The sequence below is a fragment of the Sediminibacterium sp. GW821-FHT12F12 genome, assembly GCF_058806635.1.
This window is the reverse complement of the sequence record NZ_JBXAPW010000001.1, coordinates 599,021-622,352: the sequence shown is the minus strand read 5'-3', so window position 1 is coordinate 622,352 and position 23,332 is coordinate 599,021. Positions and strand designations below refer to the sequence as shown.

At 44.0% G+C, this 23,332-nt stretch carries 26 protein-coding genes; 24 read left to right on the top strand and 2 right to left on the bottom strand.

Translation table 11 applies throughout. From position 1 onward, the window contains the following. Positions 1 to 372: 372 nt before the first annotated feature. The 23 genes from AC1RNB_RS02630 to AC1RNB_RS02520 all read left to right on the top strand — a co-directional run bounded on the left by AC1RNB_RS02630 (position 373) and on the right by AC1RNB_RS02520 (position 18,069). Positions 373 to 606, top strand: a complete 234-nt coding sequence (locus AC1RNB_RS02630; protein ID WP_493080453.1) for a PLD nuclease N-terminal domain-containing protein — start codon at positions 373 to 375, stop codon at positions 604 to 606. 254 nt (positions 607 to 860) lie between these two features. Then, entirely contained in the window at positions 861 to 1,733 is an 873-nt protein-coding gene (locus tag AC1RNB_RS02625; protein WP_493080452.1) for a WG repeat-containing protein, read from the top strand. Between the two features lie 114 nt (positions 1,734 to 1,847). Next, positions 1,848 to 2,174, top strand: coding sequence for a hypothetical protein (locus tag AC1RNB_RS02620; RefSeq protein ID WP_493080450.1), 327 nt, complete (start codon positions 1,848 to 1,850; stop codon positions 2,172 to 2,174). Between the two features lie 202 nt (positions 2,175 to 2,376). Continuing rightward, positions 2,377 to 2,955, top strand: a complete 579-nt coding sequence (locus AC1RNB_RS02615; protein WP_493080448.1) for a dihydrofolate reductase family protein — start codon at positions 2,377 to 2,379, stop codon at positions 2,953 to 2,955. 153 nt (positions 2,956 to 3,108) lie between these two features. Beyond that, the gene (locus tag AC1RNB_RS02610; protein ID WP_493080446.1) at positions 3,109 to 3,810 is read left to right on the top strand and encodes a hypothetical protein; all 702 of its coding nucleotides are present in this window, start codon (positions 3,109 to 3,111) and stop codon (positions 3,808 to 3,810) included. Positions 3,811 to 4,551: 741 nt separating this feature from the next. Continuing rightward, complete coding sequence (locus tag AC1RNB_RS02605; protein ID WP_493080445.1) at positions 4,552 to 5,547, top strand: SDR family NAD(P)-dependent oxidoreductase; 996 nt, start codon at positions 4,552 to 4,554, stop codon at positions 5,545 to 5,547. 197 nt (positions 5,548 to 5,744) lie between these two features. Beyond that, positions 5,745 to 6,566, top strand: coding sequence for a helix-turn-helix domain-containing protein (locus tag AC1RNB_RS02600; RefSeq protein ID WP_493080444.1), 822 nt, complete (start codon positions 5,745 to 5,747; stop codon positions 6,564 to 6,566). Between the two features lie 278 nt (positions 6,567 to 6,844). After that, a complete protein-coding gene (locus AC1RNB_RS02595; RefSeq protein WP_493080443.1) occupies positions 6,845 to 7,342 on the top strand; it encodes a RidA family protein in 498 nt (165 codons plus the stop codon). 271 nt (positions 7,343 to 7,613) lie between these two features. Next, positions 7,614 to 8,243 carry an MmcQ/YjbR family DNA-binding protein gene (locus tag AC1RNB_RS02590; protein WP_493080441.1) on the top strand — a complete coding sequence of 210 codons (630 nt, stop codon included), beginning with the start codon at positions 7,614 to 7,616 and terminating at the stop codon, positions 8,241 to 8,243. A 47-nt stretch (positions 8,244 to 8,290) separates the two neighbouring features. Further along, a complete protein-coding gene (locus tag AC1RNB_RS02585) occupies positions 8,291 to 8,884 on the top strand; it encodes a DJ-1/PfpI family protein (RefSeq protein ID WP_493080439.1) in 594 nt (197 codons plus the stop codon). Positions 8,885 to 9,009: 125 nt separating this feature from the next. Further along, positions 9,010 to 9,603 (top strand): YdeI/OmpD-associated family protein, encoded by a 594-nt coding sequence (locus AC1RNB_RS02580; RefSeq protein WP_493080438.1) that lies wholly within the window; start codon positions 9,010 to 9,012, stop codon positions 9,601 to 9,603. A 198-nt stretch (positions 9,604 to 9,801) separates the two neighbouring features. After that, on the top strand, positions 9,802 to 10,137 hold the full coding sequence (locus AC1RNB_RS02575) for an ArsR/SmtB family transcription factor (protein ID WP_493080436.1): 336 nt from the start codon (positions 9,802 to 9,804) through the stop codon (positions 10,135 to 10,137). Next, complete coding sequence (locus AC1RNB_RS02570; RefSeq protein ID WP_493080434.1) at positions 10,121 to 10,585, top strand: SRPBCC family protein; 465 nt, start codon at positions 10,121 to 10,123, stop codon at positions 10,583 to 10,585. The genes AC1RNB_RS02575 and AC1RNB_RS02570 overlap by 17 nt, the downstream gene beginning before the upstream one ends. A gap of 47 nt (positions 10,586 to 10,632) precedes the next feature. After that, positions 10,633 to 11,076, top strand: a complete 444-nt coding sequence (locus AC1RNB_RS02565) for an SRPBCC family protein (protein ID WP_493080433.1) — start codon at positions 10,633 to 10,635, stop codon at positions 11,074 to 11,076. 3 nt (positions 11,077 to 11,079) lie between these two features. After that, positions 11,080 to 11,574 (top strand): SRPBCC family protein, encoded by a 495-nt coding sequence (locus AC1RNB_RS02560; protein WP_493080431.1) that lies wholly within the window; start codon positions 11,080 to 11,082, stop codon positions 11,572 to 11,574. 150 nt (positions 11,575 to 11,724) lie between these two features. Next, entirely contained in the window at positions 11,725 to 12,294 is a 570-nt protein-coding gene (locus AC1RNB_RS02555; protein ID WP_493080430.1) for a cysteine hydrolase family protein, read from the top strand. A 106-nt stretch (positions 12,295 to 12,400) separates the two neighbouring features. Next, the gene (locus tag AC1RNB_RS02550; protein WP_493080428.1) at positions 12,401 to 13,084 is read left to right on the top strand and encodes an aspartate/glutamate racemase family protein; all 684 of its coding nucleotides are present in this window, start codon (positions 12,401 to 12,403) and stop codon (positions 13,082 to 13,084) included. Between the two features lie 116 nt (positions 13,085 to 13,200). Further along, entirely contained in the window at positions 13,201 to 14,052 is an 852-nt protein-coding gene (gene ygiD, locus AC1RNB_RS02545; RefSeq protein ID WP_493080426.1) for a 4,5-DOPA-extradiol-dioxygenase, read from the top strand. Positions 14,053 to 14,158: 106 nt separating this feature from the next. Further along, a complete protein-coding gene (locus AC1RNB_RS02540; RefSeq protein ID WP_493080424.1) occupies positions 14,159 to 15,256 on the top strand; it encodes a VIT1/CCC1 transporter family protein in 1,098 nt (365 codons plus the stop codon). Positions 15,257 to 15,321: 65 nt separating this feature from the next. Further along, positions 15,322 to 16,428 (top strand): DNA alkylation repair protein, encoded by a 1,107-nt coding sequence (locus tag AC1RNB_RS02535; RefSeq protein ID WP_493080422.1) that lies wholly within the window; start codon positions 15,322 to 15,324, stop codon positions 16,426 to 16,428. Positions 16,429 to 16,480: 52 nt separating this feature from the next. After that, positions 16,481 to 16,864, top strand: a complete 384-nt coding sequence (locus AC1RNB_RS02530) for a hypothetical protein (RefSeq protein ID WP_493080421.1) — start codon at positions 16,481 to 16,483, stop codon at positions 16,862 to 16,864. Positions 16,865 to 16,994: 130 nt separating this feature from the next. Next, positions 16,995 to 17,564, top strand: coding sequence for a PepSY domain-containing protein (locus tag AC1RNB_RS02525; RefSeq protein ID WP_493080420.1), 570 nt, complete (start codon positions 16,995 to 16,997; stop codon positions 17,562 to 17,564). A gap of 49 nt (positions 17,565 to 17,613) precedes the next feature. Next, positions 17,614 to 18,069, top strand: a complete 456-nt coding sequence (locus tag AC1RNB_RS02520; RefSeq protein WP_493080419.1) for a GNAT family N-acetyltransferase — start codon at positions 17,614 to 17,616, stop codon at positions 18,067 to 18,069. Positions 18,070 to 18,076: 7 nt separating this feature from the next. On the opposite strand, the gene AC1RNB_RS02515 is transcribed toward AC1RNB_RS02520, so the two are convergent. Together AC1RNB_RS02515 and AC1RNB_RS02510 are read right to left on the bottom strand one after the other, a co-directional pair. After that, entirely contained in the window at positions 18,077 to 20,746 is a 2,670-nt protein-coding gene (locus tag AC1RNB_RS02515; RefSeq protein ID WP_493080418.1) for a glycoside hydrolase family 3 C-terminal domain-containing protein, read from the bottom strand. Positions 20,747 to 20,783: 37 nt separating this feature from the next. Further along, the gene (locus AC1RNB_RS02510; RefSeq protein WP_493080416.1) at positions 20,784 to 21,389 is read right to left on the bottom strand and encodes a GNAT family N-acetyltransferase; all 606 of its coding nucleotides are present in this window, start codon (positions 21,387 to 21,389) and stop codon (positions 20,784 to 20,786) included. A gap of 104 nt (positions 21,390 to 21,493) precedes the next feature. Between AC1RNB_RS02510 and glmS the strand changes: the two genes are divergently transcribed. Then, on the top strand, positions 21,494 to 23,332 hold the full coding sequence (gene glmS / locus AC1RNB_RS02505; RefSeq protein ID WP_493080414.1) for a glutamine--fructose-6-phosphate transaminase (isomerizing): 1,839 nt from the start codon (positions 21,494 to 21,496) through the stop codon (positions 23,330 to 23,332).

The following is a 23,332-nucleotide window of genomic DNA, read 5'->3' as shown; positions in this document are numbered from 1 at the left end:
TATCCTCGGGTTACTGGCGGGTTATCAATGAATTAGAAAACCATAGAAACAGGCTGTCCCCAGGGTATACCTGCACACGGGTACGAAGCGGTATTGAAGGGTTATGCGAGGTAGGCTGGCTGGTTCTTAACAGTAGTTTGCGTTGCAGTTACAAAAGCAGTAAGCCAAGTGCAATAGTTGGTCCTGTTAGTTCGGGAAATTGCGCAGCTTCTTTCGATGACCTATACTATTTTTCCCTATATTTATTAAGCGTTAATTATACGCGCAAAGCCAACCTAAATAGCGGCATTGGCGCAATAGGCAAAGCCCATAACTAAGTTACACGTCACCAATGTAACAGCTTAATTGTGTAAACGCAAAAAAAAGAAACTCATGAATATATTGGAACCAAACTTTGGTCTTCTATTTTGGATACTCCTCAACCTTATCAGTCTTATTCTTACGATCATCGCTTTATTTCAACTCCTACAAAATAATAAAATTGACTCGCGTACAAGGTTGTCGTGGACACTCGCCATTATTTTCATACCAATTTTCGGCGTAATCGCCTTTTTCAGATTTAATAAACGACATAGTAACCATTTTTCGGAAGAGAAAACCTGTTAGTCTGTCATTCAAAATTTAAAAGACGAACGCACAACATCGGCTTTCAGTAATTGGGGCTTACAGCATATATTTTTCATCAGAAGTGCAAATCCCGACTTCCGTTTCAGGGCGACCCAATACGGCTTACCAGTAGAATATGTTAATAAGCTTTTGTACATTTATTCAGTGGCAGTAACAAGGGTGGACGAAAGTAAATTTCCCAACTTCTTAAAGCTCCAGTCGTTAGCTTCCATAAGCCGAGCAGGCATCAATCTATGAAACACATCATTTACACACTTCTGCTTACGCTCACATTTCTGAACTGCAAATCGCAGGACCTGTTGCCCTTTAGTGTGGACACTCTTTGGGGGTTCAAAGACTTACAAGGACTTGTAAAAATTGAACCACAATTTCAATATGCTTTAAAGTTTATGGGTAACATTGCTATTGTAGCTAAGAACGATAAATGGGGCGCAATTGACAAGAATAATAATTTAATTGTTCCCTTCCGGCATGAGTTTCTACAACCATTGGACACCGCAGAATTTCTATTCGGATATAATGCGAAATATTTTGGTGAATACATCATGGGTGTAATGACAAAAGATGAGATAGTAAAAATTCCAGCAGCGTACAATTACATTTCTAAATATAATAACAGTTACACAGTTACAAAAAAAGTAGATAGCATAATGGGCAAAAGCTCAGTTGGAGATGTTCGTTCAGTTAAGAGTTTTTATGGGCTTATTGACCTCAATGGTAAAATTATAATTCCCTGCCAATACAACTACTTACGTTGGATCAATGACAGCTTATTAGTTTTAACCGTGGGTGGTTCAGAGACAAGCCAAGCACTCTTCAACAAAAAAGGTGAGCAGCTAACAGGGTTTGAATATGTGGTATTCGGTGGATTTTTTGAAGGTGTTGCAAAAGCAAGAATTGGCGACAAGTTCGGGTTTATTTATCCGACAGGAAAAGTCGCAATTCCAATAATATTTGATTACTGCGAAGATTTCAATAAAGGTTTTGCCCATATTAAAAAAGGTGGCAAATGGGGAGCTATTAATAAAAAAGGCGAGATCATAATACAGCCGACTAAAACCTATCAAGAAATGACGGCCGAACTTAATGAGAGGTACCGAAGGTAACATCGTATTAGCACCATTGCAGCTGACGAAACTCGGGTACCGAGCTGCGACAAGAAACCAGTTATGGTTCCAGCTTGACATTATAAATTTAGCAACAGAATAAATCAGTGCCTTTTGAACCTGGTAATCTTGGAAGCAGTTGCCAATAAAAAAGGAAGAAGATTAACAGCTAAAGTGGAAACCACCGGTACAGCAGCCGAAATTGTGGTAACTACTGATAAAACTACCCTGGTGGCCGATGGGATGGATGCAACAGTAATCAACATGACGGCTGTGGATCAGGAAGGGCGTGAAGTGCCTGATGCAGGTGATTTGATTAGCTTTGAAATAGAAGGCGATGCCCGTATCATAGGAGCAGGTAATGGAGATCCAAGCAAACATGAAGCTGACCAGTATATAGAAGGCAAGGATTTGCGGGATGGAGGCACTATGTTGCCGTAATCTCCGGAAGGGCCTATCAGGGCTTATATTTCAGTAGACGGAATTCTTCCTGCCAGTAGTTTTAAACTTCAGCTTTTAGTCATAAATTCAGCTTTGGTTCGAGTTTTTGTTCAATTTCCAACTATACAAAGCCTCGAATGTTTTTAGCCATATTATATAATAACAGCAAGAAGTCATAAACAACCATTAACCATAGAATTTTATGCGAAAAATCATCTCCTTCATGCACCTATCCCTCGATGGTTTTGTAGCAGGTCCGAACGGTGAAATGGACTGGATCAAAGTGGATCAGGAAATTTTCGACCATGTAGGCAAACGGATCAGCCAAACCGACACTGCTTTATATGGGCGGGTAACTTACCAGATGATGGAAGGTTACTGGCCCACGGCCGGGAACAAACCAAACGCCAGCAGGCATGATATAGAACATTCCAAATGGTATAGCCAGGCGCACAAAATAGTTTTATCGCAAACAATGAAAGGTGTGGTGTTGCCTGACACAACCATCATCAGTGATACTCTCACTGAGAGGATACACGCTTTACAACAATCACCCGGCGGCGGCAGTAATGAGATTCTGCTATTTGGCAGTCCCACAGCAACCCATGCACTCATGTCATTAAACCTGATTGATGGCTACTGGCTGTTTGTGAATCCGGTGATTCTGGGAAAAGGTATCCCCTTGTTTGCAGGCATCCAGGACAAAATCAAACTGCACCTGGTAACCACACAACAATTTACCTGCGGGGTAACCGAACTGAGTTATATAGTGGACAAATAGCAGCTCCGGACTGCTAACCTTGTATTGATAACCATTCCCCCCTTCGCCAGAGCAAGGTCCATGGAGGATTTTCGGGCTGGAATTACCCGTTACACAGGTTATCAGTTTGATAAGTGCTGGTATATGTTTAAGTACAGAAAGCAATTAACTACGATGCGTAAAATACCCTTGCTTATTTTATCGGTTTGTGTATGTGGCATTATATCTGCTCAGTTTAAACAGAACGACACTTTATTTTTTATCAGGGAATTAAACGATTCGCTATACCACCGTGTTTTTATTGATACCAATAAAAAGTCTATATTTTATACCTACGTCTCCGATTTTAACATCGCCGGTTTTGACATAGACACTTACAGAAGATCGCTCAGCTATTTATATTCCAAAAAGTTATACCCCAAAAAACAGACATTGGCAAATATTCCCAGAGAATGGGTAATGTTGGAATCGTATAAGGGCCAGATCTATGTATATTCACCTGCTGATTATTACGGTCATTACAAAGTGAAAATAACCGACTCGCTATGGATAGATTGGACGGGCGAAGGGCCGGAAGCCACCTATATTCAAAAGTTTAGCAGACCCACCTCATCCAGCTATCAGTTTACCTTACAATCGCAAATGTGCCCACGCCAGGAAATCCTGATCAGGTACATAGATGAGGAAAAAGGCATTGCTTTATTTAAAATCAAACAATACAATCCGGATGCAAAAAAACAGGAAGTATACTATCGTTTGATGGCTGATGTAAAAAAGATGAGAAATATCCCCTTACTCGTTAATACCTGTGATACACAGAAGCAGAATGAACTTGACTTCGATATAATTGATTATGCTAAAAAGGGCTGGCATTAGTATTAATGATAACGTATTCTATTAAAAATCACCCTGATAGTCAGGATTTTTTGTCGCTCACGGCCGCTGGGCCCCGTCCCTGTTTCCGGGCTGCTTTTTCTTCTGCTCCCGCTTTTAGCGGGATGCTACGCATCATTTTGTCTGCCCTCGCCTTCGCTCGGCACCGAACAAAAAGAGGCCCGTCCGCCAAAGGCGGACTGATTAGAAATTTTTCATCCAACACTCTGAAGTAGCAGTTTTTATTTTACTAACCAAACAAACCTTGAACTATCCAATAGCACAAGACGTTAATGATACTAAGATGTATGGTATTCTCTCTTGTCCAACATCATCAGGGCTACCATGTATGCCAGATTCCCTACCATGCACTTTCCCATATCTCATTCTTGCTCTTAGATGACAGATTAGCGTGTGTTTGAAGCGGCCATCAGAAAAGCAATGAACCTGCAGGATTAAAAAACTGCGTTAAAGCAATGCCTGAAAAAAGCAGGATAGCGTTTGTAGGCAGGCAACAACATGAAAAAGCAGATTGCTAATGTTGCCCGGGCTAGCACACTGAATTTCAGGGAATCAATACAAACAGGACCCTGCAGCGGATTATCCTTGTCATATTACAGGCCTCCTATAGCTGTTGGTGCTGATACCGGCCTTTTGAACAAAGTAAATTCGGACCTTTCAACAAAACTGTAGGCAAAGGCAGCAGGTAATTTTGTTTCCACTAAACAATTAAAAAGTATAGATATGGAACAAAACAATTACCAGGGAATCTTACAGATGCCGGTTGGCTCTGGCTTTACAGCCTCTTCTACTGCCAGTGAAGTAATCAGTGGCATTGATCTTACAGGAAAAACAGCCATCGTAACCGGCGGAAACACCGGCATTGGCCTGGAAACTGCCAAAACCCTGGCTGCCGCAGGGGCAGAGGTAATTGTTCCTGCAAGAGATACAGAAAAGGCAAAGAAAAATCTGCAAGGCATTGCCCATATAACCGTTGCATCTATGGACCTGATGGATCCAAATTCGATTGATGCATTTGCAGATATATTCCTCGCATCCGGAAAGCCCCTGCATTTGCTCATTAACAATGCAGGTATTATGTGGGTTCCGTTACGCAGAAACAAACAGGGTATTGAATCTCAGTTAGCCACCAATTACCTGGCGCAATTTCAACTGACGGCCCGCTTATGGACAGCCTTACAAAAAGCAGATGGGGCAAGGGTGATCAATCTGTCTTCTCAGGGGCATCACTTTTCGCCCTTTCATTTTGAGGATCCCAATTTCCTTCACCGTCCTTATGAAACCCTGCTGGGATATGGCCAGTCAAAAACGGCCAGCAATTTGTTTACACTTGAGTTAGACAATCGGGGCAAACACCATCATATAAGAGCCTATGCTGTACATCCCGGATCCATCAATGGAACTGAACTGGGCAGGGAAGCACCTATAGAACTATTCCAGCAAATGGGCTTTTGCGATGCGGAAGGACATATACTGCCCGAGGTAGCTGCCACACTGAAAACGGTACCGCAGGGTGCTGCCACCACCCTTTGGTGTGCTACCAGCCCGCTGCTGAATGATACCGGGGGCGTTTATTGTGAAGATGCCGATATTGCCAAGCTGGCCCTTGACCCATCAGCCAGCCATGGCGTACAACTGTATTCACTGGATCAGGCCAACGCTAAACGTTTATGGACACTCAGCGAAGAACTGACCGGTATCCGATTCATTATCAACTGAGGTTTGCCCATTAATACGCGTAAACCGGAACACTATGCATACAATTTACTAAAAGAGCCAATCTAAAAGAGTAAGTTGCCATTAGTAAATATTGGCTGATTTACTTACAGGAAACAAGTCTTCTAAACACAAATACATGATACTTTCTATTTTTGCCATATTGATTTCCTTTCTGAGAAGGAATAAAAACAAACAGAATGGAGTATACCGCTAAATATATTACAGACGATATCAAACTATCCTGTTATGAAGACAGGTTTTTTAAATCGGATATTATGTTCGATCAACATATGCTTATCTGGTTCATCTCGGGCGAGACAAAAATAGTTCAGGCAGATGCCACTTATTATTTTAAGAAAGGGGATATTTTTTTAATTCCGAGAAATCAATTAGCCACGATTATTAATTATCCGAAGGATGGCCAGCCGCACAAAACAGTAGTAATGCATTTGTCTGCCAATAGACTAAGGGATTTTTATGCGAACATCACCAAAAATCCAGGCAATCAGGTAACGCCTACTATTCTCCGGTATAGTAATCACCCTTTACTGGAAAGCTGTCTCGCTTCGCTAATTCCGTATTTTGAATTGAAAGAGATTCCGGAAGATATTGCTTCACTAAAAATAACAGAAGCCATCAGTATACTCAGAACCATTGACAAAGGAATTGATCATGTATTGGCCAATTTTGAAGAACCCGGGAAAATTGACCTGGCTGGTTATATGGAAAAGAATTTCATGTTTAACCTTCCTCTAAAAAAATTCAGTTACCTGACAGGCCGGAGTCTGACTACTTTTAAACGCGACTTCGGTAAAGCATTCCATACAACCCCGCAAAAATGGCTTATACAAAAACGCTTAGAACTTGCCCATTATCATTTCGTTGAAAAGAAAAAGAAACCTATAGATGTTTGTTATGAGGTGGGTTTTGAAAACATTTCTCATTTCTCGTTTGCGTTTAAGAAAAGATACGGCTGTTCCCCAACTGAACTATTAGAGAAACAGGCTGCCTGCCGTTAACAACAGGCAGTAAACTCCCTTCCTGTTCTGTTGAATTCACTTCAGGGTTGCTGCAACTAAGCACCAAGGCAAAAGAAATGCAGTTGCATAGGTAACAATAAATTTTCCTGAAAATAAAATGGCCGATACTTTATTTCAGTAAGTCAACTATTGGATTTCTAACCAGGGTTTACTAATTTCAGCGCAGCCGGCAAGAGTTCTATGGCAGTTCTTATAGCGGACTAAATCTGCTGGCTGAAATTGTAAGGCAGTTATTATTGTTATCAAAAAACGTATCTATGTATCTCAAAAAAAGCAGGCTTCACAAATGGTTTCTTTTTCTTTCCCTATTCATGTCCATCCAGGTTTTTTCACAAACCAATACTCCTATAGTAAGTTTCCGGAACCCGAGTACCGTTTCTACTCCCACGGGCTATTCGCATGTTGCTGCAATTGACCTGGGAAATTGTACCATGCTGCTGATTTCCGGCCAAGTGGCGTTGGATGCCAACGGTAGTTTAATCGGTAAAAACGACCTGACCAAACAAACCGAGCAAGTGTTTATCAATATCAAAAACATCCTTGCGGCCAGTGGCGGAACCATGGACCACCTGGTTAAAACAGGCATTTTTATGAGGGATGTTTCGCAGATTCAGCTATTCAGAGATGTCAGAAATAAGTTCATCAATGCCAGAAATCCACCCACCAGTACCCTGGTAGAAGTAAGCCGGCTTTTCCGCGACGATATATTGATTGAGATAGAAGCCACTGCTATCATTCCTAAACAAAAGAAATGAGGTTTCGCATATTAACCTCCCTCCTACTTCAAATTTGTTTTTTGTAAAGAAATAAAGCGTTCGGCACAAAAAAACGTCTTTCATCGATAACACGTATCCCAAACGCCGACCCAGTTTGTCACACACAGATAGTCTGTCAAACAAACCATGTTATGCAATCCCTTTAGGAAAATTGCAACAGCAGTTATAGGATTTCTAATCCAACCTGCGTAATTTGGTTTCAGCTAACCGGCTATTAGTCGTTTTAGCTGAAAAATACAATCAATACGTAATGATCTCAGCCATCTCTTTCCGCAAAACAGCCAACAGCTTTGAACAGGTAAGCGAAAAGCCACATTTCCATAAAACCTCGTTCCGGGTAAAGGGAAAAATATTTGCTACGCTGGATCAGTTAGCGAACCAGGCCACGCTGAAACTCACAGCAGCTGACCAATCGGTCTACTGCCTGATGCGCCCGTCCTTTGCCTTTGCGGCCACCGGTACCTGGGGTAAACAGGGCTGGACACTTATTGACCTTACAAAAGCTCCCAAACAGTTAGTAACAGAAGCGCTGCAGAAAGCCTATGCGCAGGTAGTTCCGAAAAGTAAAGCAGAAAAAATCTCTTCCGCAAAAGCGGAAGAAAAAATTCAGACTTTACATCCCGACAAAACCAAAACAAACAAGAGAATATCGCTCAGCAAATACAATCAGATCAAAAATGCCATACTTGGTATACTCGCAACAGGCGAGCTGACACATACGGAACTGATGGAGTTGTTATATCAACAGGTAAAAGACAGTTTTGAAGGAGGGGTGCAATGGTATGGAGAAACCGTTAAGCTAGACCTGGAAGCAAGAAACATCATCACAAGGACAGATGCTACACCCGCAAAATACCGGCTTTCCAAAAAGAAGCGGTAATATACATTGCCAGGCGATTCGAAATCAATCATTATAAATATCCCACCATGCATGTAACAGTCCTGCTTTTCGATGATTTTGAAACCCTCGACGTATTCGGACCTGTAGAGATCTTTGGCAGGCTAACAGATCTGTATACCATTCGTTTTTGTTCATTGAATGGTGGACTCATCCATAACCGCCACGGCGTTTCCATTCCTACTGAAAAATTAGAGACTGTAATGGATTCCATTGACATCTTTCTGATACCCGGCGGTTACGGAACCCGGCAGGAAGTGAATAATATCCGCCTCATTGAACTGATAAAAACAATCGCCGGCTCCTCCCAATATGTGCTTACCGTTTGTACCGGCTCCTCGCTGCTGGCCCGCACGGGTTTGCTGGATGGCAAGGTAGCTACTTCCAATAAAATTGCTTTTCAATGGGTTATGTCCAACAGTAAGGAAGTGCTTTGGAACGAACGCGCCAGGTGGACGGTGGATGGAAAATATTATACTTCTTCCGGCGTAACCGCCGGTATGGATATGACCCTGGGATTTATCGAAGACAGGCAAGGCATTGAAACAGCATTACGGGTAACCCGGGAAATTGAATACTGCTGGATCCGTGATAAAGACAATGACTCATTTGTGGCATGTTAAATTGCCTGCCAGTTATTGGATTTCTTCAGTGCGTGGTTTAATTTAGTTTCTGCTATGCAGATACAAACTTTTGAATACCGAACAAAGAACACAGAACCCAACACTACCCGCATAATCATTCCCATATGCCAAAAACAAATCCCAACCCCACTGTTAACTTCTTTTTTACCAAAGCCAAAAAATGGCAGGCAGCATTTGAGGCCTTACGGGAACTGGCGCTGGACTGTGGGCTAACCGAGGAACTGAAATGGGGTTGTCCCTGTTACACGTTGGGAAAAGCCAATATCATTTTAATACATGGGTTCAAAGAATACTGCGCCCTGCTGTTCATGAAAGGAGCATTATTAAAGGATGAGAAAGGGATCCTGGTACAACAGACAAAAAATGTGCAGGCAGCGAGGCAGCTTCGGTGGACAAGTGTTACAGAAATAGCAAAGATGAAAACCACCATCAAAGCCTATATCAAAGAAGCTATCGCCATCGAAAAAGCAGGGGAGAAAATTGTTTTCAAAGCAGTTGCAGCATATACAATGCCCGAAGAATTTCGGCAGGCACTGCATGATATGCCGGAATTGAAAACTGCTTTTAACCAGTTAACCCCGGGGCGACAAAGAGGTTACCTGCTCCATTTTTCCGCACCCAAACAATCGCAGACCAGGGTATCCAGAATTGCCAAATGCGTGCCTGCTATTCTGAAGGGTAAAGGATTAACGGATTAAAAATATGTGCAAAAATTCTTTTCTAAAATACAGAACACTTTGATTATCAAACTGTTCTTATCACTTTTTCCAACCAGCCTTTTGACGCCCCCTCCCTCCCCTGAAATATTGTTTAAAAAAAGTTGTTCCAATATTTGCGTAACCGAATTGTTACATATATATTCGTAACCGATTGGTTACAAAATAAAGTGATCCCCCATGAGAAGAGATGTGTTTCAGGCCATTGCAGACCCTACCCGCCGTAGTATCCTGGCTTTACTGGCTTTACAGTCGTTAACACTGAATGCGGTAGCGGAGAATTACTCCATCAGCCGGCCGGCTATTTCCAAACACATCAAGGTATTAACGGAATGTGGTCTGGTAGAGATTAAACAGGAAGGACGGGAAAGGTATTGTACAGCTAAACTGGAAAAACTGAGCGAAGTAAACGAATGGGTTACCCAATACAAACAATTCTGGGAAAGCAAACTGGATGCACTGGAATTGTATTTAGCCAAGATCCAAAAACAAAAGAAACATGGCAAACGGAAATAACACAACCGACAGGGAGATCAGGATGTCCCGATTATTACAGGCCCCCATTGCATTGGTATGGGAAGTATGGACCGATCCGGAACATATTAAAAACTGGTGGGGCCCCGATGGTTTTACGAATACCATTTCGCAAATGGACATGCGTGAGAACGGAGAATGGAACCTGGTGATGCACGGTCCTGATGGTACCGATTACCGCAACAAGAGCATTTTTAAAGAAGTGGTGAAACACAAACGGATCGTGTATGAACATATCAGTGCACCCAGATTTCTTACCACGATCGAGTTTGAAGAACAGGGAGAACAGACCCTTTTGCACTGGCATATGCTGTTTAACAGTAAAGAAGAATTTATACAGACAGTGAAAACCTTCAAAGCGGATGAAGGATTAAAACAGAATATTGAAAAACTGGCTGTATACCTCGCTAACCGCTTAGCCCGGCAATAATGGGTCTGCCATAAACCGTATGTTCAACTATATTAACCAATACTGATATGACAGAGAATCGTTTCACCATCGAAAAAATCTATGCCGCTCCTATTGCGCTGGTATGGAAAGCTATTACAGACAGAAAACTGATGAAGGAATGGTATTTTACTTTTGGCGAAGATTTTACATTAGAAACCGGTGCCGTTTTTGAATGGGAGGCCGGCTCGCCCGATGGAAAACAATGGCTGCACAGGGGCAGGATACTGGAAATTGTGCCTGAACAAACACTGGTGCATACCTGGGAATATCCCGGTTATACAGGAACTTCTACGGTGTACTGGCATCTCAGCAAAATAGATGAAGACACCACAAAACTCACGCTCATTCAAGATTTCACTGTTCCATTCGATCCGGCAGTGGCCGCTTTACAAAGAGAAAATTTCGTAACCGGCTGGAACCATATCATCCATATTTCTTTACAGGAATTCCTGCAAAAACAAAAAAAATAAATCATGTCAACCGCAGCCGTATTTACCATTAGCCGAACCTTAGCCGCTTCCAAACAAACGGTATTTGATGCCTTCAGTAAGGCCGATGCACTGGCCCTATGGTGGGGTCCCGTGGAAGCGCCGATAGATGTAGTAAGCCTCGACTTCAGGCCCGGTGGCATTTTTCATTACCGGATGAAAGGGCAACAGGTTTCTTACGGGATTTTCAGGTATATCGCCATCCGGGAACCCGACAGTATTGAATGGGTAAACTCTTTCGCCAACGAAAAAGCAGAAATCATCAAAGCTCCGTTTGAGGGAATTGATTTCCCGAAAGAAATGCTGGTGACCATCCACTTAACAGAAACAGATGGCATAACAACACTTGTATTAACGAGTAAGCCGCTAAATGCTACTGAGAATGAAACCAAAACTTTTAACGCAATGACCAGCAGTATGGAGCAGGGTTTTGGCGGAACTTTCCGGCAATTGGAAAACTATTTGCGGGATAATAGTTAACTGGAAACAATTAATGTAAATGAGCTATCAGAACTATAGCTGCCATTTATATATTTTCTACACAAAAAGACAGTCTAATTCAGTAACTTTATATGCCGTCGCAATATGCGATGGCATTTTTTTTCGGCATACAAAGCATACGTACATCCTATGAAACTTACAAAAACAGGCAGACCCGCATTGATCCTGATAGATATCCAGAAAGGTTTTGATAACCTTGCCTATTGGGGCGGAGAAAGGAATAACCCCGAAGCAGAAGATAACGCTGCCCGCTTATTGCAACGATGGAGAGAAAAAGGCTTGCCCGTTTTCCATATCCAGCACTGCTCCCCCAACCCGGCCTCTTTGCTGAATGCATCCAGCAAAGGCAACGAGTTCAAAGACATGGTAACACCAATGGCAGGTGAACCTGTGATCAAAAAGCAGGTGAACAGCGCTTTTATCGGTACAGACCTGAAAGAGCAGTTAGACAATGCCGGTATTACCCAACTGGTGATTGTTGGTTTAACCACAGACCACTGCGTATCTACCACTACCCGTATGGCGGGCAATTTTGGATATGATACGTATCTCGTGGCAGATGCTACCGCTACCTTCAATAAAAAAGGCGTGGAAGGCCAGGCCTATACGGCTGAACTGATTCATGAAACGGCACTGGCCAGTCTGAACGAAGAGTTTGCCACTGTGGTACATACGGCTGACATACTTCAAACTATTTAAAGACCAACGGAACAGGAATTGACAAAGGCTGTGATCATTCGTACCAGTCAGCCATAACTTTCTATCCGGCTAACAACAGATAGATTCCTTCACCAAAAAAAAAGAAATGAAAAAGATTGGTCTTATCGGTGGCATCAGTTGGGTTTCTACAGTAGATTATTACAGATATATCAATGAAGGTATTAATCAACAATCTGGTGGACTTCAGTTTGCCGAATGTATCATTTACTCGCTCAACTTCGGAGAAGTACAGGAAAAAACATGGGAACATTCTTTTGATTTGTTTGTGCAGGCAGCCGAAACGCTAAAGGCGGCCGGAGTTTCTGCGCTTGTATTGTGCGCCAATACCGCACATCTTTTTGCCGATGCACTGGAACTCAGAACCGGTTTACCTATCATTCATATTATTACAGAAACAGCAAAGACCATTAACCGTGTGGGTTTGAAAAAACTGGGACTGTTAGGTACAAAGTTTACAATGGAAATGGATTTCTACCGAAAGAAACTGGAAGCGGCAGGTCTGGAGATACTGGTACCCGAAGAACAGGATACCCGTGATTATATCCAATATACCTTAAAAGAAGAATTAGGCAGAGGATTGGTTAACCCGGTTACCAAAGAAACTTATCTCCAAATCATCCAAAGCCTCATTAACCGGGGGGCTGAGGGGATCATTGCAGGCTGTACCGAAATTCCATTACTACTTAACCAGGATGATCTTACCATTCCTCTCTTTGATACAACAGCTATCCATTCTCAGGCTGTTGTTACCTATATGCTTTCCGACTGAGTGGATCATTTCCTGCAATCATACCGGCCGGTTGCTCCTTTTACAGTAATTTTACATGTATAGCAGTTAAACATGTTTAACCCGGGGTTGTTCATTGCTACTAAATGTATTCTCTCATGGGAACAGGCTCTACACTGAAACTGAACGAACTCAATAAACTTGCCAGTGCACTGGGCAATACCGAATCCATGCCGGTACTGTTTCTCGGCCATGGGAGCCCGATGAATGCGATTGAAGAAAATGAATTTGTACAGGGCTTCCGCGAAACAGGTAAAACCATTCCCAGACCAAGTGCCATCCTATGCATTTCGGCACACTGGGAAACCAGGGGTACTTTTATTACCGCCATGGAAAAACCCAGAACCATCCACGATTTTGGCGGGTTTCCACAGGCTTTATTTGATGTACAGTATCCCGCTCCCGGCGATCCTTTGCTGGCTAAAGAAACCCAAAACCTGATTACAAAAACAACTGTTGGCCTGGATGAAAGCTGGGGACTGGATCATGGTGCCTGGAGTGTGATCAAACATTTATATCCTGCGGCTGATGTACCGGTGATAGAAATGAGCATCGACCACTATCAAACCCCGTTATATCACTATGAACTGGCCAAAGAGCTGACGGCCCTCCGTAAAAAAGGGGTGCTTATTATCGGCAGCGGTAATATGGTACACAATCTGCGTATGGTGGCCTGGGATAAATTGAATACGGATGCTTACGGTTACGACTGGGCCATTGAAGCGAGTGAGCAGATGAAACAATATATCCGCTCCGGCGATCACCAGTCATTGATCCGCTTCCGTTCACAGGGCCTGGCCTTTGATCTCGCCATTCCTACACCCGAACATTACCTGCCCCTGTTGTACACGTTGGCACTGCAGGAAAAAGGCGACCAGGTAAGCTTTTTTAATGATAAACCCGTGGGTGGTTCCTTAACCATGACTTCAGTAAGAATAGACAAAGCATAAAACCAGTCTTTTATCTGAACCCTGCATACCAACGTTATTTACTGCCAGGGCCTCTCACTATCTTTCGTAACTTTACCAGGTTACCGCTTCATGCAAATATTTTACCATGAAAAATCAAAATATTCAGACAGAAGTTGATGCCAGTTATCTCTACCACAAACTGGCCGAAAACGAATCAGACCCCACTATTGCCAATGTGTTCAGGCAGATGAGCGAGATTGAGAAAAGTCATGCGGAAGCTTTCGCCAAAAAAGAAAATATTCCGGCAGCACAACTGATGCAGCCTTCCTGGCGCGCCAAAACCCTGAACACCATCGGCCGTATTTTTGGATATGATTACGTGCTGGGCTCTTTGATGGATACGGAGAAAAGTCTCTCCAATGCCATCATCAGCACCAAAAAGAAAAACCAGTTAGCGTTAACGGGTACAGAAAATAACCATGTAACCATCCTCCGCACCATCCTGGAAAAAGAGGATAAAGTAACAGGCGCCCAGTTGTCAAAGTTTGAAAGAAAACACCGTTCTGTAGGTGGTAATGCTATTCGCGCCGCAGTGTTGGGTGGTAACGATGGACTGGTGTCTAATTTCAGTCTGATCATGGGTATTGCAGGTGCCACTGCCGGACAGGAAGGTGTGTTACTCGCAGGTTTGGCGGGTTTACTGGCAGGGGCTTTGTCTATGTCGCTGGGCGAATGGATCTCGGTAAAAAGCTCACAGGAATTATACGAGAACCAGATGCAGATAGAAATGGATGAACTGGAAACCAACCCCGAAGGCGAAATGAGAGAGCTGGCCCTGATCTATATTGCCAAAGGTGTTCCGGAAGAACAGGCACATATCATGGCGCAGGATATTATGAAAGATAAGGGAGTAGCGCACGATGTGCTGGTAAGGGAAGAGTTAGGTATTAATGCAGAAGAACTGAAAGGTTCTGCCATGGAAGCAGCTGTATATTCCTTTATTTTCTTTGCAGTCGGTGCCATCATACCCGTGATCCCTTTCTTCTTTCTAACTGGTATGAATGCTGTTATGCTGAGCGTGGGAATGAGTGCCGTTGGTTTATTCCTGATCGGTGCCGCCATCACTCTATTTACCGGAAAAAATGTATGGTATTCCGGTTTCAGACAGGTATTATTCGGTCTGGCAGCAGCCGCCATTACTTTCGGGATCGGTAAACTGATCGGTGTTTCGATAGCGGGTTAAAAAATCCTGCCATTCATCTATTTTTTACGCCCGGCAAAAAATGCCGGGCTTATTTTTACAATCCTATGAGCTCATTGCTGAAAGATATTTATTCTCCTGCCTTTTATAACCGATTTGGAGGGGTGGTAGCCGAAGTGATCCCTGCTTTCGACAAAAAGAAATTTACCCAGCTGATCTTTGCAGACAACTGGGAAGAAAAAGAACTGAAAGACAGGATGCGGCATACCTCGCTGGTGCTGCACCAGTTCTTACCCAAGGGTTTTGATAAGGCAGCCAAAGCCATTGACAAAATCATCCTGCAGTTAAAAAAAACAGGTTTTACCGAGAACAGCCTCGAGTTCATGTTCTTTCCTGATTATATAGAAGTATTTGGCCTGGATGATTTTGCCACGGCGGTGCGGTCCATCGAATCTGTCACCCAATTCACGAGCTGCGAATTTGCGGTGCGCCCGTTTTTATTGAAATACGAGAAAGAGATGCTGGCGCAGATGTATCAATGGTCGTTGCATCCCAATCACAAAGTAAGACGTCTTTCTTCTGAAGGTACCCGGCCAAGACTACCCTGGGCCATGGCCATTCCTTATCTGAAAAAAGATCCCTCGCCCATTCTTCCGCTGTTGGAAAATCTCAAAAATGATCCTGCAGAATGGGTGCGTCGCAGTGTGGCCAATAACCTGAATGATATTTCGAAAGATCATCCGCAGATAGTTACCCGGATTGCCCAAAAATGGAAGGGCATCAGCAAAGAAACAGATGCCATTATCAAACATGGCAGCAGAACCTTGTTGAAGCAGGGACATACAGACATACTGCAGTATTATGGTCTGAGTAACAGTACCGATATTGAAGTAAAAAAAGCCACCATCCAAACGCCTTCCGTAAAAATCGGTAAAGAGCTGGCATTCAGCTTTACGCTGCACAATAATTCCGGAAAAGTACAAACGGTGAGATTGGAATATGGCATTTATTACCTGCGCCAGAACGGGCAGTTATCCAGAAAAGTATTTAAGATCAGTGAAAGGTTGATGCAGGCTGGCGAAAAGCTGGAGCTTACCCGTAAACAGAGTTTCCGATTGATTACTACCCGTACATTTTATCCGGGACAGCAGCAGTTATCGATTATCATCAATGGACAGGAACGAAAAACCATGCGGTTCAGCTTAACAGACTAGCCCTTTTTACCCTCAGATCCGGTTCGTATCTTTAGGGTGTCAATAAAAAACCATGCTTACTTATCTGCTCCTCTGGTTCCCGATGATGCTGATCGCAGTACTCAATGGAACTGCAAGAGACCTCGTGTATAAAAAATATACGGGTGAGCTGGCCGCACACCAGTTATCTACGGTTTCGCTGCTGATACTGTTAGGTGTATATAACTGGTGGGTGATGGATCATTATCCAGCCACCTCGGCCGCACAGGCTTTGCTGATCGGTTTCATATGGACGGGACTCACTTTACTATTTGAATTTGGACTGGGCAGAGCAAGGGGCAGATCCTGGTCGGTTTTACTGGCAGACTACCAAATATGGAAGGGTCGTATCTGGGTATTGATCCCTGTTTGGCTATTGATTGCGCCGTGGATCTTCTTCCGGTTAACACAACATTAACCTACCTGTTGCATTCGTTATGCGGCAGCCTCCTACTCCATTTCATCTCTTTCCGAAAACAAACATGTAGAACTGGAAGCGGATGCGTTTACTACATCTTTTGTAACTTCATTCAAATCGCAGCAGCTTTATGGCCAGGCAAACAGACAGGCAACAGCAGGCAAAACTATTACGTGTGTTCCGGAAAGTGCACCGGATGACAGGTGCTTTTTTGTTTGTATTTTTTTTCCTTGTGTCACTGACGGGATTATTGCTGGGTTGGAAAAAACACAATAACTGGCTGCTCCCCAAATCGCATAAAGGCAGTTCCACCAACCTGAAAGAATGGTTGCCGATGGATAGTTTGCACAGCAATGCCTGCCGTTACCTGCACGATTCCGTGTCGCCTGACCTTTCACTGAAACTGGAGCGGATCGATATCCGCAAAGACAAGGGTATGGTGAAATTCGTTTTTGAAGACGGGTTCTGGGGCCTGCAACTGGATGGTACCACCGGTAAACTGCTGACGATAGAAAGAAGGCGTTCCGATTTTATCGAAAAAATCCATGACGGTTCTATATTGGATCTCTATTTCAATACTCCGAACGGAGAGATCAAACTCGTGTATACCACTATTATGGGGCTGGCACTACTCGTATTTACCATTACCGGATTCTGGTTATGGTACGGACCCAAAAGAATGCGGCAACACACAGGTTAAGTTTGACGTAGTTGATAAATAATATATTCAATACCTGAAATGAACTACTATGCTAAGCCTGATCAGAACCCATTCAGTCAATCCGGATTTCGTTTCGCTGATTCTACAATTGGATCAGGACCTGGCAGAACGCGATGGCAAAGAACATGGTTTTTACGCACAGTTTAATACCCTTACCGCCATTCAGCATGTAGTGGTAGCTTATGAAGAAGGCAAAGCTGTGGCCTGCGGTGCCATGAAAGAACTGGATAAAAATACCATGGAGATAAAACGCATGTTTACCACACCTACTCACCGCGCAAAAGGTATTGCTTCGCAGGTGCTGGGCGAACTGGAAACATGGGCAAAAGAATCAGGTTATACAGTATGCCGTCTGGAAACGGGGAAACGACAACCGGAAGCGATTGCAGTGTACCAGAAAAACGGATACGTACAGATCCCCAATTACGGACAATATGCAGGCATTGAAAACAGTGTTTGCTTCGAGAAAAAATTACCAGAATAACATACCGCTATTCTGTTACACGTAAAGTTTCCTTAAGCCACAAATCCCTCGAAGAAGCACCGATCATGATACGGAAATCGCCGGGTTCTACTACTGTATTCATTTTCTCATCCAGCATCTGCAGCATCGCTGGTGTGATGGTAAAACTTACCTGTTTACTTTCTCCGGCCCGCAAATGAATCCTTTGAAACCCTTTTAGTTCGAGTACAGGTCTGGCAACAGTTGACAGGAGATCCCTGATATATAACTGCACCACTTCATCCCCATCCCTGCTACCGGTATTGGTAATGGTTGCCTGAACGATAACAGATTCATTTTTCCGGATACTGTTTTTTGGTAAACGGATATCGCTGTAAGCAAAACGGGTATAACTCAATCCATACCCAAAAGGGAATAAGGGTAATCCACTGAGATTATAATAATCATCTCCCCTTCCGGTGGGTTTGTGGTTATATACCAATGGCAATTGTGCTTCCGACAAAGGAAAACTAATGGGCAACCGACCGGCAGGATTGGCATCACCGAACAGAATATCAGCTACGGCCTTACCACCTTCCTGCCCCGGGTACCAGGCATCTATAACGCCCTGCACCTGATCCAGCCATTGCTGCATCGTAATCGCACTTCCACCTATTAAAATCACTACCACCGGTTTGCCGGTAGCAGCCACCCGTTTGATCAGTTCTTCCTGTTTACCAGGCAGGGCAAGCGAGGCCCTGTCCTGGAACTCTCCTTCATGAATACCCGCAACCACTACAGCTATATCCGCAGCAGCAGCCGTGCGTACCGCTTCTGCGATAGCAGCTTCGGAATCTGTTACACCCGTTGCATTCCATACCAAACGGATATGCCCATTACCCAGCGATTCATGAAATTCAATACGGAGATCATACACACTGTCTTTGGCAAATACATATTCCACCAGCTGGGTATGATAACTTTGTTTTCTCCATCGATCGATCACTAACCGGTCATTGATATACAAACGATATCCATCGTTACCATCCAACCCGATCGCATATTTTCCGCTAACTGGCGAGCGCAACTGCCCCGTCCATCTTACTGCATACTGATCAGCAGACAGTAAAGAATGCGGGGGATATAAGGTCCAGTGAAAATCAATCTGAGGGTCTATGCGTTGCATCACCGGTTGTCCTGAGAAAGCAAAGTTGTTATAATACGCTGCCCGCAATCCTGTTGCCGGCAAACCATTCTCACGGGTAGATAGATACATAACAGGCACTACCTGCCAATGGGTTTCCTGGATGCCTGGTCCGGCAGCATATTTTACCGCAACACCAGCTCCCAATTTCTGACGGATCCCATCGAGGATGGAAATTTTTCCATTGCCCGGACCACTATAACCACCGAGCCTGGCTTCTACCGCATCGGTTCCGATGATAGCAATAGCGTTGACTTTTTTAGACAGCGGTAATATATCATTTTCATTCTTTAACAATACCATCGACTTTTCTGCAGCCTGTTTAGCCAATGCTCCATGTTCAACCGGAACTGTTACAGCCACTGCTGTTTCAGGCACATAAGGATTTTCAAAGAGTCCCAGTGCAAATTTGGCGGTTAATACCCTGGCTACTGCATCATCGATTCTCGCCTTTGGTATGCCGCCGTCCAGAAAAGGCGGAATGAATAAGCGGTGATGTTCCCAGGCTGTCTGAAAAATAACATCCAATCCGTTGGTGATCGCTTTTTTTCCGGCATCCGCGTAATCACTGGCCGTATAATGTAGCACATTGGCACCACCTACCGCGCTCGCATCAGAGATCACAAATCCTTTGAAACCCCATTTCTTTTTCAGTTGTTGATTCAATAATGCGTTACTGGCAGTAGCGGGACTTCCATCCACCGAGTTATACGATGTCATGATTGAGCGTGCGCCACCCTGTTGTATCGATGCCTGAAAAGGGGGAAGGTATATTTCCTGCAGTATCCTTTCATTCAGATGAATGGGATAACTATCGCGGCCACCATCGCCCACGTTGGCGAGAAAATGTTTGGGCGTGGTAATGATCCCGTTTTTCTCAAAAGGAGATACAAAAGCCACTGCCATGGCAGATGCCAGGAAAGGATCTTCGCCATAGGTTTCTTCTGTTCTGCCCCAGCGAACATCCGAAGCAATATTCACCACCGGTGTTAATACCTGCCGGATCCCGCGGCTCCTGGTTTCTTTGGCAATGGCATGGGCCACCTGCTGCATCAGTGCCGTATCCCAGCTGGCTGCCAGTGCAATGGCCTGTGGAAAGGAAGTGGCTCCGGCTCTTACCAGTCCATGCAGCGATTCATCAAAAGCAATGATGGGTATACCCAGCCGGGTTCTTTCTACAAAATAACGCTGTATGCTGTTGATCTTTTTAGCCAGTGCCAAAGCGGTCTCCTTGGTTTCATATTGCAATAACTGCGCAGACGCATCTCCGCTACCGGATGCGGCACTTACCTGTAAACCAAAAATGCCGTTTTTGTATTTTGTTTCGTCATTGCCCAGGTCGCCGGGGATCATGAACAGCTGCCAGAATTTTTCTTCCGGAGTCATTCTTTGCAACAGGTCTTTTACCCGCAGTGGAATAGCCAGTTTAGGATTCTGATACGGCAATACCGTTTGCGCCAACAGGCTGCAGGCAACAATAACAAAACAAAAAATCAGTGCGGGTTTTCTAACCATAATGAATGCAATAACATGTATCAGCGATGCTGACACTCTATGATGATAATCTTTCTCTTAACCTCTCTTTCACTCCATTCTCCCATTCCTGTTTCAAAATACTCAGTACAATACTATCGCGTCGGGTACCATCCGGCTTAGGTTGGTGTTGCCGCAGAATTCCTTCTTCTATACAACCAATACTTTTCATCGCTGCAATACTTCTCGTGTTGGTAGCATCGGCGCGGAACTCTACCCTTACCATACCCAGTTCTTCAAAGGCAAACTGCAGCAATAAAAATTTGCAGTGGCGGTTTAATCCGGTACCCTGAAATTGTTTTCCATACCAGGTATAACCCAGCTGCAGGGTTTGGTGAGTGATCTGGATATCATAAAAACGGGTGCTGCCGGCATATTGCTGTGTGCGTTTATCGAATACACTAAATGCATATTCTTTGCCGTCTTTTCTGGCATCAAGTGCTGTTTGAATATAATTCCGGAAAGGCTGTTCACCCGCTACTATCGTAGTGGAATATTTCCAGATCTCAGGTTGCTCTAAAGCAAATACCAGCATATTCTTGCAATCTTCCGCCACCAAAGGTTGCAATAAAACGCAAGCGTCTTCTAACACATAGTTTTTGGAGAGATCGAATACTTCAGACATGGTAAAAAATTGATACTTTTAACGCTTAATTTCAGGTTGGTAACTCATTGGCTTCAAGTCAAATTTATTGATCTTACCCGTTAATTCATATTTAATCAAAACATATGTGCGGAATTGTTGGTTATACAGGACACCGGGAAGCATTTCCGGTGATTTTAAAAGGATTGAAAAGACTTGAATACAGAGGTTATGACAGTTCGGGCGTGGCTTTACTCAATAACGGCCATCTGAACGTATTTAAAAAGAAAGGTAAAGTAGCCGAGCTGGAAGAAGCCGTGATGGGTAAAGACCTGCATGCCCATATCGGCATTGGCCATACCCGCTGGGCCACCCATGGCGAACCCAGCGACCGGAACGCCCACCCCCACCAGTCGCAGAATGGCGAACTGGCCATGATCCACAACGGGATCATTGAGAACTATACCCAGATCAAACAGGAACTATTATCCAAGGGTTACACGTTCAAGAGTGATACCGACACAGAAGTGTTACTGAATTTCATTGAAGACATCAAGATCAACAACAACTGTTCTGTTGAAGAAGCCCTGCGTATTGCTTTAAAACGAGTGGTAGGTGCGTATTGTATTCTATTGATCAGTGCCGAAAATCCGGATACCATCATTGCGGCCCGTAAAGGGAGTCCGCTGGTGATCGGCATTGGCAAAGGCGAACATTTCCTTGCCAGCGATGCCTCCCCCATTATTGAATACACCAAAGAAGTAGTGTATGTGAATGACTACGAGATCGCCATCGTAAAGCCTGATGAACTGATCCTGAAGAATCTCGGTAATGAAAAACAAACTCCTTTCATCACCAAGCTGGATATGGAACTGGCTGCCATTGAAAAAGGTGGCTACGACCATTTCATGCTGAAAGAAATTCATGAACAACCCGAAACGATTTTCGACTGTTTACGTGGAAGATTACTGACGCAGAGCGGTCAGATCATGATGGGGGGTATTGAGAATAACCTTGAGGCTTTTATAAAAGCACCCCGTATCATCATTGTTGCCTGTGGAACCAGCTGGCATGCGGGTCTGATTGCCGAATACCTGATCGAGGAACTCTGCCGTATCCCTGTTGAAGTAGAATATGCATCCGAGTTCCGTTACCGCAATCCGGTAATTCACAAGGGTGATGTGATCATTGCCATTTCGCAAAGCGGCGAAACGGCCGATACGCTGGTAGCACTTGAAAGCGCCAAGGAAAAAGGAGCTTTTATTTTTGGTGTGGTGAATGCAGTAGGCAGCAGTATTGCGCGGTTGAGTCATGCGGGTGCCTATACCCACTCCGGACCGGAGATAGGTGTGGCCAGTACCAAAGCCTTTACCGGTCAGTTAGCCGTATTGGCAATGATGGCCTGTAAGATCGGTTATGCCAAAGGCTCGATTGATGAAAAACGTTACCTGCAATTGCTGCACGATCTGGAAGCTATTCCGGAAAAAGTAAAAGAGATCCTGCAGGACACTTCCAATATCCAGCGCATTGCTGAAAAATACAAAAACGCAACTGATTTTTTATTCCTGGGCCGTGGATACAATTTCCCCATAGCACTGGAAGGCGCTTTGAAACTGAAAGAAATTTCTTATATACATGCAGAAGGATATCCTGCTGCTGAAATGAAGCATGGTCCGATTGCACTGGTAGATGAAAAACTGCCGGTGGTATTTGTGGCTACCAAAGATTCCTATTACGAGAAAATCGTTTCCAATGTACAGGAGATCAAGGCGCGTAAGGGAATGGTTATTGCAGTAGCAACGGCCGGTGATGAGATCATTCCGGGCATGGCAGACGATGTGATGCTGGTACCCGATGCAGACGAAGCCATTGCACCTTTACTGAGTGTAATACCACTGCAGTTACTCAGTTATTATGTTGGACTTGCCAAGGGATTGGATGTTGACAAACCACGTAACCTTGCCAAAAGTGTTACGGTTGAATAA